This window comes from Planococcus salinus (assembly GCF_003719725.1).
GTDB lineage: Bacteria > Bacillota > Bacilli > Bacillales_A > Planococcaceae > Planococcus > Planococcus salinus.
The window spans coordinates 63,046-78,266 of record NZ_RIAX01000008.1; the positions used below are offsets into that span (position 1 = coordinate 63,046).

14 protein-coding genes are annotated in these 15,221 nt (G+C 45.8%); 11 read left to right on the plus strand and 3 right to left on the minus strand.

Annotation, left to right across the window (positions count from 1 at the left end):
• Nucleotides 1-8 precede the first annotated feature (8 nt).
• The 9 genes from EEX84_RS11490 to EEX84_RS11530 all read left to right on the plus strand — a co-directional run bounded on the left by EEX84_RS11490 (nt 9) and on the right by EEX84_RS11530 (nt 8,435).
• Nucleotides 9-974, plus strand: coding sequence for an ornithine cyclodeaminase family protein (locus EEX84_RS11490; protein WP_123165788.1), 966 nt, complete (start codon nt 9-11; stop codon nt 972-974).
• Nucleotides 975-1,009: 35 nt separating this feature from the next.
• Complete coding sequence (locus tag EEX84_RS11495) at nt 1,010-1,225, plus strand: hypothetical protein (protein WP_123165863.1); 216 nt, start codon at nt 1,010-1,012, stop codon at nt 1,223-1,225.
• Between the two features lie 49 nt (nt 1,226-1,274).
• The gene (locus EEX84_RS11500) at nt 1,275-2,723 is read left to right on the plus strand and encodes a sodium:solute symporter family protein (RefSeq protein ID WP_123165789.1); all 1,449 of its coding nucleotides are present in this window, start codon (nt 1,275-1,277) and stop codon (nt 2,721-2,723) included.
• Between the two features lie 22 nt (nt 2,724-2,745).
• Nucleotides 2,746-3,345 carry a hypothetical protein gene (locus EEX84_RS11505; RefSeq protein WP_123165790.1) on the plus strand — a complete coding sequence of 200 codons (600 nt, stop codon included), beginning with the start codon at nt 2,746-2,748 and terminating at the stop codon, nt 3,343-3,345.
• Between the two features lie 28 nt (nt 3,346-3,373).
• Nucleotides 3,374-3,925 (plus strand): alpha/beta hydrolase, encoded by a 552-nt coding sequence (locus tag EEX84_RS11510; protein WP_123165791.1) that lies wholly within the window; start codon nt 3,374-3,376, stop codon nt 3,923-3,925.
• Nucleotides 3,926-4,165: 240 nt separating this feature from the next.
• Nucleotides 4,166-5,125 (plus strand): thiamine pyrophosphate-dependent dehydrogenase E1 component subunit alpha, encoded by a 960-nt coding sequence (locus EEX84_RS11515; protein WP_123165864.1) that lies wholly within the window; start codon nt 4,166-4,168, stop codon nt 5,123-5,125.
• On the plus strand, nt 5,122-6,171 hold the full coding sequence (locus EEX84_RS11520; protein ID WP_275669735.1) for an alpha-ketoacid dehydrogenase subunit beta: 1,050 nt from the start codon (nt 5,122-5,124) through the stop codon (nt 6,169-6,171). The genes EEX84_RS11515 and EEX84_RS11520 overlap by 4 nt, the downstream gene beginning before the upstream one ends.
• A gap of 14 nt (nt 6,172-6,185) precedes the next feature.
• A complete protein-coding gene (locus EEX84_RS11525; protein WP_123165793.1) occupies nt 6,186-7,376 on the plus strand; it encodes a dihydrolipoamide acetyltransferase family protein in 1,191 nt (396 codons plus the stop codon).
• Between the two features lie 198 nt (nt 7,377-7,574).
• Entirely contained in the window at nt 7,575-8,435 is an 861-nt protein-coding gene (locus tag EEX84_RS11530) for a PPK2 family polyphosphate kinase (protein WP_123165794.1), read from the plus strand.
• Between the two features lie 115 nt (nt 8,436-8,550).
• On the opposite strand, the gene EEX84_RS11535 is transcribed toward EEX84_RS11530, so the two are convergent.
• Both EEX84_RS11535 and EEX84_RS11540 read right to left on the minus strand, forming a co-directional pair.
• A complete protein-coding gene (locus EEX84_RS11535; protein WP_123165795.1) occupies nt 8,551-9,765 on the minus strand; it encodes an EAL domain-containing protein in 1,215 nt (404 codons plus the stop codon).
• Nucleotides 9,766-9,860: 95 nt separating this feature from the next.
• Nucleotides 9,861-10,685 carry an STAS domain-containing protein gene (locus EEX84_RS11540; RefSeq protein WP_123165796.1) on the minus strand — a complete coding sequence of 275 codons (825 nt, stop codon included), beginning with the start codon at nt 10,683-10,685 and terminating at the stop codon, nt 9,861-9,863.
• A gap of 441 nt (nt 10,686-11,126) precedes the next feature.
• On the opposite strand from EEX84_RS11540, the gene EEX84_RS11545 reads away from it, so the two are divergent.
• Nucleotides 11,127-11,996 carry a YitT family protein gene (locus EEX84_RS11545; RefSeq protein WP_123165797.1) on the plus strand — a complete coding sequence of 290 codons (870 nt, stop codon included), beginning with the start codon at nt 11,127-11,129 and terminating at the stop codon, nt 11,994-11,996.
• A 331-nt stretch (nt 11,997-12,327) separates the two neighbouring features.
• A complete protein-coding gene (locus tag EEX84_RS11550; protein ID WP_240033969.1) occupies nt 12,328-13,755 on the plus strand; it encodes a YfcC family protein in 1,428 nt (475 codons plus the stop codon).
• Nucleotides 13,756-14,265: 510 nt separating this feature from the next.
• Here the strand turns inward: EEX84_RS11550 and EEX84_RS11555 are convergent.
• Nucleotides 14,266-15,003 carry a hypothetical protein gene (locus tag EEX84_RS11555; RefSeq protein WP_123165798.1) on the minus strand — a complete coding sequence of 246 codons (738 nt, stop codon included), beginning with the start codon at nt 15,001-15,003 and terminating at the stop codon, nt 14,266-14,268.
• Nucleotides 15,004-15,221 lie beyond the last annotated feature (218 nt).

The window sequence follows — 15,221 nt, forward strand, 5'->3', positions numbered from 1 at the left end:
CAGTGTATATGTTGTTTTTAAACGAAGGTGATATCCGAAAAGCGGTGACGATGAAAGAAGTCATCGATGCGATTGACGAAGCCTATAAAGTGTATGAATCTGGAGATTTTCAAATGCCCACAAGGATGCAAGTGAATGATAAAGGCAATACGCTTCTGCTGATGCCCTGCTTCACCACTGGAGCGATTGGGACAAAGCTTGTGACCTTGTTTCCGGGCAATGCCGAGTTGCCGACCATACACGGCGTAGTCGTATTGAACAATAGTGAGAATGGGCAAGTTACAGGCATTTTGGATGGTTCGTTTCTGACGGGACTCAGAACAGGAGCAATCGGCGGTTCGGCGGTCCGGCATCTGGCGAAGGCGGAAGCGTCAAAACTGGCCATTATCGGGACAGGTGTCCAGGGGCTGTATCAGGCTCTGGCTGCGTGTACGGAAAGGGACATCACGGATGTTCGTCTCTTTAACCGGACACCAGGTAAAATACCGGCATTCAAAAAATCGTTGGAAGAGTGGATTGGTCCCGACATCCGCCTCCATACAGCGGACTCTGTTGAACAAGCCATTTCGGATGCAGACATCGTCATTACCACTACCACTTCCAAACAACCGGTGTTGCCGGAAGACGCTGATCTTCTGAGAGGCAAACTGATCATCGGGGTTGGTTCTTTCCAGCCTGATATGAGGGAGTTCCCCGAAGTACTATACAAATTGACTGACCGGATTTTCGTCGATACAGACCACGCGATTGAAGAATCGGGAGATTTGATCACCCCGCTTGAAAAAGGCTGGATCAGCCATGATTCCATTCAAACGATGGCTGCTTATCTAGCAGACGGAGCTGGTCCATCCCTCAACAAGGAAGACAGCATTATTTTCAAGTCAACAGGCATGGCTTTGTTTGATGTGGTAGTGGCTAATCTGGTTTATGAAAAAGCAAAAGAACAAGGGGGCGGCACGCAATTGTCCTTATGATGAACCTTCATCCTATTCCGAAAGGGGAAATCAATATGAAAACGCAAACGAAGTCCAAGCTTAAAGATCCCGGCATTATTTTAGTATCGGTGCTGCTCCTCGTTGCAGCGATTGTCCTGATCTGGTGGCCGACAGACAGCTATTGGTTGGGAATTTCGATGGCGGGCTGGGCAATGTTCTTCACGTATTTCATCTGGTTTGCGTTGGCTGTCATTTATGTTATCTGGATTGAGCGATTGGAAAAGCAGTAAATGGTGACTACCAACTAATTCCAAAACCTAAGAAGCGGAGGGAAGCCCTATGCAAGTGATGCAAGCCATCATATTAGGTATTTATCTACTGGCTATGACATTCATCGGCATTTATTTCACAAGACGAGCACATTCCTCAGAAAGCGATTATTGGACAGCGGGAAAAAGCATTAATACGTTTGTCGGGGCATTTGCCTTGTTTGCAGCCATTGCCAGTTCCAGTTCACTGATGGGAGCTGTTGGGTCGGGGGTGGCTCTTGGCGTGCCGTTTCTGTTTGCTTACGGATTTGGCGCTGTAGCAATCCTGCCTTTTACAATGTTTTTGGTCTCGGGTCAAATCAGACGGGCTGGAGTCAGCACATTACCTGAATTCTTCAAGCAGCGTTTCGGCAATTCCGTCCAAATTATCGCTGTGGTGATTGTGGTGGTCGGGATGACATTTTATATGGTTCCGCAGTTGACAGCCTCCGGGTTGATCGGTTCTTATGTGCTGGGAATCGATTATACGACGGCCGTCATCATCCTGGGGTTGGGGTTTACACTGTATGCCGCTCTTGGCGGGATGTGGGCGATCACTTACACCGATTTGATCCAAGGGGCCGTTATGCTTATCGGGATGTTTATCCTGGCCATGATTATTCTAACTCAGCATAACGGCTTCTTGTCGCTGTTCGAAGACGCTTTAGCCGTCACCCCTAATTTCGGGGATGTGACACAACCGTGGATGTCGTATTTCGGATTGTTTCTGGCATTCCTTTGGTTCGGCATTGTTTCCCCTTCTGCTGTTATGAGGAATTTTGCTGCACGCGACGCGAAGACAGCGCGCCGTTCTGCAATGTGGGCTTGCCTGCTGTACTTATTGATTTTTGTATTCGGTTTGGTTGTGGCATCTGGAGGGGCGGCATTGGGAATCGCTGACACACTGGATAATCAGGACATGATTTTTGTTTCGGTCATCGACTCCTATATGCCACCGATTCTGGCAGGGATCATGTTCGCTGGTCTGCTTGCAGCTATTATGTCATCGGCCGATGCGATGTTATTGGCAATTTCAGCTGGAATTTCCCGGGATATCTATAAAGAGTACATCAAGAAAGACGCTACGGAAAAATCAGTGACAAGATTGGGGTTCCTGGTCATGGTAGCGGCCAGTATCATCGGCATCGTCATCGCCTTGGACCCTCCGCAGTTGATCGCCATCATGGTTGGATGGGTAGGCGGTGGCTTGCTGTCAGCTTTCGGCTTTCCGATTGTCCTTGGGCTTTGGTGGAGCCGGGCCAATACGGCAGGGGCGCTCGCAGGTATGCTTGGTGGAGCGATTACATTTCTGGTGCTGGTCAGCACGGAGGCGATGGCTCTGGTGGCAGAACCGATCATCGCTGCTCCGGTCTCTCTGGTATTGATGGTAATTGTGTCGCTCGTAACAAAAGAACCGTCACCAGCCATACAGGCGCAAGTCGAGCGGTATCATTCGCATATCGATAGACCAGGAGAATAAAGGGGAAAGGTGGCGTGCAATTATGAAAAAAAGCATCACTTTACTCGGCGGCAATGCGATGATTGACCCGGAAGAACTGGCTTTATATATCTACAAGTCATTGAGCTTGTCAGCCAAACTAAGCCGCAAAATCACTAAAGAGTCGGTAAAAGCTGCCATCAGAAGTCAGGAACTGATGTACCATCCGATGTGGATAGCGAAATTACTGGTTATCGCGGACAGGAGACCTTTCAAGCCGAAAATGACACCGATGATGTGCTTTGTCGATGCCATTTCAGGTTATCGGGGATTGATGTCGAGCGTTCCGCATGCTGTTCAGAACGAAGTCGAAGTTTCACAGATTGTCATCTCACATATTCATAATGAAGAAGAAGTGAAAGATTATATTAAAGACGTTCAGCATTCACAGATTAACCGGTCTTATGCATTAAAAAAGCCGGAACATAAAATAGTGGAGCATTTTTTAGTGTATTTGCCTTTATGGAAAGTGGAAGTGGAAGGCGATGTATCGGAAGAGTTTTGGATCAATGCCAATACAGGAGAATCAGAAGCTTATATGGCCTCTCTGTGGAAATCCGAAAAATGGCTTCGGCTTAAGCCGGCAAATCACGCAAAAGCGTAAATGAAGATTCATCAAGGAGTCGATGAGTATGAAAAAACAAGCATTGTTCATACACAGCGCGGGTCCTCAGGGAAAAGGGGAAGGCAGCACGGGGTTGCTGGAGTATCTGCAAAAAGAATTGGGAGACGACTTGGAATGGATTGCCCCTCAAATGCCGAATCCTGAAAATCCTGCTTATGCGGAATGGCAGGAACAGTTAAGAAAGGAAATTGGCCTGCTGGATGACGGGGCGATACTGGTCGGCCATTCAATCGGTGGTTCCGCTTTGCTGAAGTTCCTGTCTGAAGAAGAATTGGGGAAGAAATTCACAGCGCTTTTTACGGTTGCTGCCCCTTACTGGGGAATCAATGATGACTGGAAAAAAGAGGATTTCACGCTTGCGGAAAACTTTACATCAAGAAATTCATTGTTGCCAAAACTGGTGATGTATCACAGCGCAGGAGATCCGGTCGTGCCGTTTTCCCATGTGGAACGCTATGCGAAAGAATTGCCGAGTGCCGATATCAGGAAACTGGAAGGCGGAGACCATTTGTTTCTGGACGGCTTGCCTGAACTCGTAGAAGAAATAAGAAATCAATAAATTGCTCCGTGTTGCTGCTTTTTGAAGGCCTGTAAGGCTTTCAGGAGCAGTTTTTATTGAATAAAATAATTATCTGAATATTGAAATTAATAGGATAAAAAGTTACGATAGAGTTGCTTGAGTATATAAATTTTCGTTGACGCCGTGGGTTTTTATCATTCAGCCTTTGAAAAGGAGGAAAAAATTTTGACTACTTTCGAGGAGAAACAGCCAGCTGTATCTGTTGAAAAGTTGAAATGGATGTACGAACAAATGGTGAAAAGCCGGTATTACGAAGACCAGATGGTTGATGTATACACTGAAGGAAAGGTGCCTGTATTCAATATTGGTGCGGGAACGGTACCTGGAGAAATGCATTTATCAACCGGCCAGGAACCTGCGGCAGTCGGTATCTGTGTCCACTTGACAAAAGAGGATACGGTAACAGCGCCACACCGCCCCCATCATCACGCCATTGCAAAAGGAGTCGATTTGAAAAAGATGACGGCTGAGATTTTCGGGAAAGAAACCGGCCTTGGAAAAGGCAAAGGGGGGCATATGCATTTATTCGACCCTGAAGTGAAGTTTTCGTGCGGCGGGATTGTGGCGGCCGGGATTCCGCATGCCGTAGGAGCTGCGCTGACCAGTAAGATGAAAGGGAAAGATTGGGTGGCTGTAGCTTTTATCGGTGAAGGTGCAGCGAATGCGGGGGCATTTCACGAGTCGCTCAACTTGGCCGCTTTGTGGAATTTGCCGCTGATAGTTGTAGTAGAAGACAATTCCTATGGTATTTCCGTTGCAAAAAAAGACTCAACAGCCATTGAATCGAATGATCTGCGTGCGGCTGCTTATGGTGTGGCGGGGGCCTATGTCAAAGACAATGATCCGATTGCGATGTACAAAGCAGCTGAAGAGGCGGTTGCCAGAGCACGGAGCGGCCAGGGGCCAACCATCATCGAAATTGAAACTTACCGGTTTTTGGGACATTTTCAAGGAGATCCGGAACTATACCGGGACAAAGCAGAAGTGCCGGGACTTCGTCAGCTTGATCCGATTTTAAAGCTGAGAAAGAGACTGACCGAATCAGAAAAAGTCAGCGAAGCAGAAATCGAGGAAATGGAAAAACGCGCGAAGCAGGAAGTGGACGAAGCGTATCAGTTTGCGCGGGACAGCAATTATCCTGAGCCGGAAGCTGCACTTAACGATGTCTTCCAATCCTGAAACGAAAGGGGCCATTCAATAATGGAAACGGCGAAAAAAGGATACTGACAGGAAATAAGGCAATGGCTGAAGCGATTGCACTGGAGATGGAACAAGACCCGAGCGTCTTTGTACTCGGAGAGGATATTGGGAAATATGGAGGGATTTTCGGCTCGACACAAGGGTTGATCGACAAGTTCGGTCAGGAACGGGTACTGGACACCCCCATTTCCGAAACGGCTTTTATTGGCGCTGCCATCGGAGCTGCAGCAGAAGGAATGCGGCCAATCGCCGAGCTGATGTTTGTCGATTTCTTTGGAGTGTGCATGGATCAAATCTATAATCATATGGCGAAAATCCCTTATATGTCGGGTGGCAATGTCCGGTTGCCCATGGTGTTGATGACAGCGGTTGGCGGCGGTTACAACGATGCAGCTCAGCATTCTCAAACCCTGTATGCAACATTTGGTCATATGCCTGGCATGAAAGTGGTGGCTCCTTCCACCCCTTACGATTTGAAAGGAATGATGATCTCAGCGATTCGTGATGACAATCCTGTGTTGTTTATGTTCCACAAATCACTTCAGGGACTTGGCTGGATGGAACAGCTGGATGTCGCAGTGGATCACGTGCCGGAAGAGTCGTACACGGTTCCGCTGGACAAAGCAAAAGTGGTCCGGGAAGGCTCGGACGTCACTATTGTAGGAATTCAGATGATGACGCATTATGCGGTAGAAGCGGCGGAGAAGCTGTCAAAAGAGGATGGCATTGAAGCGGAAGTGATCGATTTGCGTTCTGTTGCACCGATTGACAAAAAGACAATCCTTTCTTCCATCAAAAAGACGCGGCGATTGGTGGTGGTGGATGAAGACTACCTGTCTTATGGTATGACAGCAGAAGTTGCAGCAATTGCTGCAGAAGAAGCGCTTTATGACCTGGAAGCGCCGGTGCGCCGGATTGCGGTACCGGATGTTCCGATTCCCTACAGCCGCCCGCTTGAAGACTTTGTCATTCCAGGACCGGAAAAAATTTATCAGCAGGTAAAAAAATTAATGGATGAAGAATAACGGGAGGCGTTGGAATGTTTGAAGTCAAGCTGCCGAAAATCCGGGATGAAGCCGATGAAAGCCTGATTGTCATCTGGCTGGTTTCTGAAGGGGAGGAAGTAGGGAAAGGCGATCCTCTGCTTGAAATCCAGACAGAAAAAGAAGTGACAGAAATCGAAGCGGAAGTCAGTGGGATCATTCAGGAAATTCGTGTCAAACGGGGGGATACCGCAAAAGTGGGAGAAGTCTTGGCCACCATCGCCCCTTCAGAAGGAAGTGGCGAAGAACATGTGCCCGAAGAGCAGCAATTGGTTGAGCAGGAAGGACAAGATAACGATAAACCGGAACTTGAAAAGCCCGAAGAGCTGAAAATGGTGGAGAAAGGAGAAAATCAGCAACAAGCTGGAACGACTCCCCAACAGAAGGAAGCTCTGCGAGTCACGCCTGGAATGCGAAAGCTTGCAAAAGAACTGGGCGTTCAGCTCGAAAATGTGAAAGGAAGCGGACGCAACGGAAAAATCACAGAAACTGATATTCGCCAAGCAGCGACGGAAGGAGATCAAACTGAAGAAGCCATACCGCTTTCAGGCATCCGCGGTACAATTGCCAAGCGGATGATGGAAAGTCTCCATACCAGCGCACAGTTGACCGAAACTGCCTGGGCGGACGTCACGGAGTTGAAAAAACGCAAAGAACAGCAAGCCGATGCGGTTGGGTGGACAAGTATAAGCGCCAAAGCCGTTGCCTTGGCGCTTACAGAAAATCCCTTGCTGAATGCTCATATTGAAGGAAATCAAATCCTTCCGAGAACAGACATAAATCTGGGGTTTGCGATTGATACGCCGGACGGTTTGCAGGTGGCTGTTGTGCATGATTGTGATAAATTGGCGCCTGAAGAGCTGGAAAAACAATTAAAAGAACTGGCTGAAAGAGCGAGAAACAAGCAGCTTGTGAAGAAAGATACATCAGGTGGCACATTTACCTTGACCAGCTTGGGAGCACATCGTATCCAGTTTTTTACGCCAATCATCAATCCACCCGAAGTTGCGATATTGGGGCTTGGAAAAATAGAGCCATATCTCGTGATGCAGGACGGGGAAGTGGTGGAAAGATACCGACTGCCACTGAGTCTGACATTTGATCACCGGGCAATTGACGGAGCGCCGGCTGCTTCTTTTTTAAGTGACCTCATCAATCTTCTCGAGGAGCCGCAACACTTGTTGTAAACAGCTGTTCAGCCATTTCAGCGTCCATATCAAGTCCATCTCCAGCCGCTTTCGACAAAATGGTTTGATGTCGGGGGCGGCTGTGGTATGTAAAAAGTTAAGAGCAGCTTCACCCAGTGGAGCCTTATCGCCTGTTAAAGGGGGGCTAACCCGCTGACTGTGCGATCAGAAAGATTCTGTTCGATCAGGAGGGACATCATGAATACAAGCAGATACTTGGTGAAAGAGAACGAGAAAATCGATTTATCCAAATTTGCAACAGCTGAAAACAACCGCCCGGATGAAGAAGAGCTGCAGAAGAAACTGATTCCGGAAACTGTGAAAAAGCTTAAAGATCTGCATTTGAAGTTGAATGCACAGGAAGAGAAGGGGATTCTGGTTGTGCTGCAAGCGATGGATGCGGCAGGAAAAGACGAAGCCATCAGCTATATTTTCTCGAATTTAAATGCACAGGGCCTGCGGACGATGACGCTTGGCAAACCGACAGAAACGGAACTGGCGCATGATTATTTATGGAGAATCCATGACGGATTGCCGGCGCGGGGCGAAATCGGTATATTGAACCGCTCACATTATGAAGAAGTGATTGCACCGCGTGTCCACGACTTGTTGAAAGAAGAGCCGATTCCGGATGATGTGATTGGCGAAGACATCTGGGCAGTCCGATTCCGGCAAATCAACGACTTTGAAAGATATTTGTCTGAAAACGGTTTTCCGGTAGTGAAATTCTTTTTTAACGTTTCGAAAGAAGAACAGAAAAAGCGGCTTCTTACCCGGATGAAAGACCCGAATAAAAACTGGGAGTTTTCATTCAGTGATGTGGAAGAACGGCAGCATTGGGATGACTACCAGCAGATTTTTGAGGATATGCTGAACCATACGTCCACTGAACATGCGCCCTGGTATGTTCTTCCGGCAGATGACGAATCGTATTCACGCTATATCATTGCGCAAGTGATGGTGGAGCTGCTGGAAGAAATCAATCCGCAATTCCCTGAAATTTCAGGTGAAGACAAAGAAAAACTGGAAGAAGCAATCAGGCTTTTGGAAAATGAGTAAGGAACATAAGTTGTAAAGGACTTGCACCCACATGACAAAAGCAAACTAAATTGAAAATAAAACAAGCCATCCTCCATTTTCGGAGGATGGCTTGTTTTGCTGTGTTGGTACCCGTTCAAAAAAGAAGAAAATCGTTTTCGGAAATAAAGCTGTAGCTGATATCGATAAACAAAAAATACTGGTCTGATAAAGGGTAACTGAAAGTCCGGATCATTTCTCCAGTTTCAATATCCGAGTAGGTCTCTGATAATCTTCCTTTGTTCCACGTTTTCATCTGCATCATGTTTTCAAGGAAATAAGGGCGGAAAGCCCAATGGGAGCCTGCTGCCTGAGGGTCGACTTCCCATTGTTCATGCTGTTTGCGGAAGTTTGAAGAAACCTGTTCGCCATCGCTGTTGCAGCAATAAATACGGAAACTCAAATCATGGAAAGAACAGGTGATGGCTTCAATGAACGAATCGATTTTTTCAGGGCCTTGCCAGTGACTCAGTTGCTTTTTTACTTTTTCTTCACAGGCTAATGTAAAAGCCAGCCGGCCGGAAATTCTGGATTTCTCTCTTTGCGTGAATTCCTTTACTTTGGCGCCGATGTCAATGGACAAATCAGCGTTCGATAAAAGGCCGAAATCGGGTTTTGCCAATTGATAGCCCTGGTAGTAATGCCCGCCATGTTTCCAGGCAAACGATAATTGGTGATCGTCTTCAATATTTTCATAAGAAAACCTGGCACCGATCCGGCGGGCAAGGACGGATAATGTATAAATGATGTCCTGGAAGACCTCCGGATTGTGACTGCGGATGATGCCCGTATCGATTTTCAGAATATGTGGCCGGAGCTGGCGAATCCGGTCAATATTGGAGCTCTTGGCGCCTACATGATCCACTGCAATCTGGATGCCGTAGGTTTTGTAATACAGGAGCAGGTGATTCAATACATCAAAATCTTCGTCAAAATCATGCTCAGTGATTTCCAGAACAATTCTGTCCATTGGGAATCCCTGCAGCTCAAATTCCTTCAACGGCTGAAGAAAGTTTTCTCCACCGTCAATCAATAATTGCCTGGCGTTCCGGTTGATGAACAGGTAGCCTTTGTTGGAACTTTCCAGCATCTTCGTTATCGCCAATCTCAACAAATGTCCATCGACTTCCGCTTTAAAGTCGTCCGGGACTTCACTGTCGTGGAAAAAATTTCCCAGACTCAGCCATTCTCCCTTGTACTGGATACGCCCGAGCACTTCATAGCCAATTACTGTATGCTTGACCGCACTGACAATAGGCTGAAAAGCAGGTTTTACTTTATGCAAATTTTCCAGGATATATAAAGGGTCCAATTTTCACCCTCCTTTACAGCGGATTTTCAACTGAAATACAAGTAAGCCCTCTGCAGGAGGGCTTACCTGGTAACAGCAATCAGGTCTATTCCTGGTTATGCGATTAGGTATTCTTTCAATGCCTGCTGCAATGTGCCAAGTGTCTTCGTCTTTTGATGGAAAGCAAAGTCCAGGTCAATCATCTTTCTGACGACGTCTGCCCGTAATCCCGTAATCACCGTTCTGCATCCCATCATAGCGCCGCCATCGATGATTTTCATCAATTGATGGATAACTTCCGTTTCCATCTCGGCGATTCCAGACAAATCCATGATGAGGGTTTGGATGCGGGAAGCACTTATTTCATTCAATACCTTTTCCTCAAGAACGGCACTTCTGAAAGAATCGACGGTTCCGATCAACGGCAAAATGCTGACAGAACTGGTGATGGGGATGATTGGCACCGACAGGTTTTCCACCAGTTGGCGATGAGACAAAATCAAAGAATCCTTGTAGGCGGAATAGTTAATGAAAAAAGCGTTCAAAAACGAATCGACTTGTGTATTGATTTCTTTTTCCAATTCAAAAAAGTCGGAAACCGTCCGTCCCTTTATCTCTTCGCTGTGGCGTTCGATAAAAATCCAAAGCGTCCGGCGAATGGCTTGCACCCATTCCAATTTGAACGTCAGGTCAATTGAATGTGTTGCCCAGGCAATGCCTTCTTGTTTGGCAAATAATTTCAGCTCTTCTTCTTTTCCTTCAATGATGTAAACAGTCAGTTTATGAGCATTGTTGACAAGATCGATGTTGCCTACCGTCAGTATTTCATCAATTTTATCTTTAACATTGACGGCTTCGTCCAATAGTCTCTTTTCAAACTCTGTTTGGTTCTTATTAAAAAACTCCTTTAATGCCAGGCAATTAAGTAACGGTTGCGCCATATGTATGACTCCTTTTACGTGGATTTATAAAAAATACGATTCTTTCTTTTAATTAAACCACATTACGAAAAAAATTAGAAATTTTTGATTTTTATTTAAGTAGAAAGTTGTGAAATAAATTTTATCCCGTGGCCCTAATGGTTTAAGAAAGAGGAAGCGAAGACAGTTCTTCCTTCATGCAATCCGGCTGAAAATAGCAACCGAAAATTTGTATGAAACAGGAAGAACTAAAGCTTGCTTTTCTTCTTCCCTATCCCCTATAATACGAAACGTTGTGTCACTCCATAAAAAGAACGATTTATCATTTTCTGCTCGGTTTCATCAGTATAGTGAAAATGTAGAAAGAAATATAAACCGGTCTTAAGGCAATGTACAGAAACGGCGCCTTTTGTGAATGAGCAAAATTATTTTTAAGGGTTACCTTAAGATTGGAGAACTACCATGCAAAAACTGTCTCGATTATTACTGATTTTTACAGCTTCAATTGTCCTTGGTTTTGCGTTTAATGTGTTTTTGCTTCCACATGAAATACTGTCGGGAGGCGTTACAGGCCTCGCCATGATTTTTGGCTTGATGACCCCTGTCAATAGTGGAATTTGGCTGATTATCCTGAACATCCCGATTCTGATTATCGGCTGGATGAAATTGGGGAAGACTTTTATCGGCAATAGTGTCTTTTCAGTCGCTGTCACCTCCATTTCCATGCTGTATATTCCGGTTGTCAAAGTAACAGAAGATGCGCTGTTATCTTCCGTATTCGGTGGTGTCATTGTCGGAGCCGCTGTTGGTGTCATCATCCGTTATTATGGTTCCACGGGAGGCTTTGATGTAATCGGCTTGTTACTGACCATGAAAAAAGACATTCCCTTGGGAGGATTGGTCTTTGGTTTGAACAGTCTGGTGGTTTTCGTTTCCGGCTTTATCTTTTCATGGGAATTGGCGATGTACACCATGGCATCCATCTATATTACCGGGCTGGTTGTTGACCGCATCCACACTCGCCATATCAAGCTAAGCCTGATGGTTGTAACCAACCAGGGTGATAAAGTGAAGAAAGAGCTCCTTGATAATTTATACAGAGGAGTGACAGTAGTAGACGGTGAAGGTGCATACTCAGCAGCAAAACTAACAGTGCTGTATACCGTCATCAGCCGTTATGAACTTGCTTTTGTCCGGCCGCTTATTAAGAACATTGATCCCAATGCCTTTGTCAGCATCAGTGAAACAATGGAAGTAATGGGGAATTTCCGAAAGGACAACAATTACCAGAAAAGTCCATTGCCTGAAATCAGCCCAATTAGCGAGCCTTGAATTTTATAGATTGTCATCGACTGTCTCTGAGGAACCCAAATCCTTGGAGGCAGTTTTTTTGATCTGAATGTAAGAAATGAGATAAAAAGAAGCAGTGTTTAGTGATTGCTTATTTGCCTGAACTGTCGTTTGGTCGGATTCGGGACAAACAAAAGAAGGAAAATTCGGCTGAAGCATTGACATCTCCCTGACAGAAAAATAAACTGTAAACAGTTGAAAAAAACAAGTGTAAATAACAGTTGACGTTTTTATTTCTTTTGTAAACCGACTAATCTATTTTTATATTTTTTTGTTTTGACCAAAGTGTGTAGTCAAGGGAGGCTGAACCATTATGAAAAAAGAAGAGATTGAAAAAAGCAACGCTAGAAAGAAAGGGTGGAAATCCTTTTTAAAAATCCCCCACGTGTTTGTGCTGCTCTTCCTCATTGTACTGGCTGCGTCCGTTCTTACTTACGTGATCCCTGCCGGTGAATTTGACCGGTTTGAAGACCCCGAAACAGGCCGGACTCTGGTTGAGGCAGGATCGTATGAAGCGGTGGAACAGGATCCGGTTGGAATTTTTGAGATCCCCGGCTTGTTTATCACCGGACTGAACGAAGCGGCAGATATCATCCTGTTTATCTTTGTGGTAGGTGGTGCTTTTCAGATTATCACAGCGACGGGAGTATTTGATGCAGTGGTTCGGAAAGCGACAGCTTTGTTGGGAAATAAAGAAATACTGGTTATTCCGCTATTTCTGATTCTCTTTTCCATTGGAGGCTTTACCATCGGCATGACGGTGGAAGGAATGGCGCTGGTGCCTTTGGCCATTGCATTGGCCCGTTCTCTTGGATACGATGCCATCACAGGTTTATCCATGGTACTGGTTGGCGTATACAGTGGCTTTATCTCGGGACTCCTGAACCCGTTCAACGTAGGCGTGGCCCAAGGGATTGCGGAACTTCCGATTTACTCCGGCCTTTGGCTGCGGGCAATCATCCTAGTGGTACTGTTACTGGCTGCAAGTGTTTATATCATCCGTTATGCACAGCGAGTAAAAAAAGACCCGTCAAAAAGCTATGTAGTGGAAATGGAGCAAAATTCTAAAATAGACGAAAATTTATTGGGTTCTTCCAAGTTTCAGACCCGGCATTATTTTGTCCTGCTTTCCGTTGTTCTGGGTCTGGGCGTATTGGTGTGGGGCGTCATGAACCGGGCTTGGTACATCAATGATATTGCTGCGCTGTTTCTCGCGATGGGTGTGGTTGCTGGATTATGTGCAAAAATGAATCCAAGCCGCATTGCGGAAGAATTTATCGAAGGAGCGAAGGCGTTTACACTCGGCGCATTGATAGTAGGGGTTGCACGGGCAATTCCGGTGGCTTTGGAAGAAGGGCTGATCATCGACTCGGTAATTAACGGATTGGCCAACATGATCGTCATGCTGCCGGCTGCGCTTCAAGTTCTTGGCGTTTACGGTGCCCAAACCGTCATCAACTTTTTCATCAATTCCGGGTCTGGACAGGCGGCGGCCACTATGCCGATTATTGTTCCGCTGGGAGACCTGATCGGCATGACAAGACAAACCGGCGTCCTGACTTTTCAATTGGGGGACGGTTTCACCAATTTGATTTTTCCGACCGGCACCACGTTGATGGCTTATCTGGCAGCCTCAGGGGTCCCATATGTCAAGTGGGTTAAATTTATTTGGCCGCTGATTCTCATTTGGTTTATCATCGGAGCGGTATTTATCGTCATAGCAGATTATATTCAATATTAAGAAAAAACGAGGCGTTAATCATTTACTGATTAATGCTTCTGTTTGTTTTTCGTGACCATCTAAGTTGGACTAAAGAATTATCCTTTTGCCCACCGCTTCGGTCGCTTTGGGCCTAAACCGGTGCTCCTGCATCGCTTCGCTGCTTCGTCGCAAAGGCATCGGCCAAACTACCTTTGGCCAATACCTTTCCCGCTATAAGCCGAGAAGAGCACTCGTCTTACAGCTCCGCCCAGCCCCTGGACGCGCCGGCGCTGGATAAGCACCCTGTGATATAAAGAATCATTTAGTTAGCTTCTTGATGATTGCCTGCTTAGATATGGAGCAAAACAGCGGAGAAAACCCTACTGCTCCTGCATCGCTGCGCTGCTTCGTCGCAAAGACATTGACCGAACGACTTTCGGCCAATGTCTTGCCTGCGGCAAGCGCAGCTGTTTTGTGGAATATCGTCAGATTAAAATGATTAGTTCAACTTATATAGCTGTGACGAAGAACTTGTGAACTCCCGATTATTCACAGTATCAGCTGCAAAAGCAAAGCGATGAAAATCAGTCCTCCCACAAACGAAATAAAACTGCTTTGCTTTTCAGCGGGCAACTCATCGTTCATGATATTCAGGATGACCCCTCCGGTAAGAAAAGCTGAGAACCAGGCAACCGTTAATTCACTTGTCTCCGTGGTTTCGTATATGAGCCATCCAAGAAAGACGGCAAAGGCCAGAATCCAGCGTCCGGCTTTTGTGTATAAATCTTCATGGGTCAAATGCAAAATGCGGTTATTGGCAATGAAGTGAAAAGAAAAAACAATGAAGTAGATGAGATAAGCAGCCAGGTTATCTCCGCTCAAATCGGACAATAAATACCCAATCAGCATATTGTATAAAGCGAATGCAGAAATCTCCATTCCAAAAATGATTTTGCTTGGTCTTGTCAGATTTTCTCTGCTTCTGTTTTTTTCCTGTGATTTCTCACTTAATTGGTTGATGCCATAGAAAAAAACAATGCCCACCAGCGTGACGACGTAAGCGGCATAATCGATGTTTTCTATCCATTGCGGCAAGTCGGCTTCTCTTACAACTTCCTGGTAATGAGTCAATTCAGGTACCAGGTGCAAAAATACATAGGCAATCGATCCACCGGAAAGCAGCGACATCAGCACATTTTTCGGCTCTTCACTGAGAAACTTAATATAATTCGTAAAAACATGCACAATCATGAATCCAACAATGACAAAGATGCTGACTATGAACATAGTGATCCCCCTTACTCCCGTGCTGCCGCTCTGAACAAGCACTTCTTATCTTATACCCCTGCCGTCAGGACTTTCACTCATAAAAGTTGGATTTATACAACCAGTGAAGGTTCAGAGGATTGGTGGGGGCCTTTTGCTTTTAGTCGCTGGGACAGGAATGACTGAAGATTTTTCATTCTATATTTCTAAAAAATAAAAATCGATTATTTGACAAATAA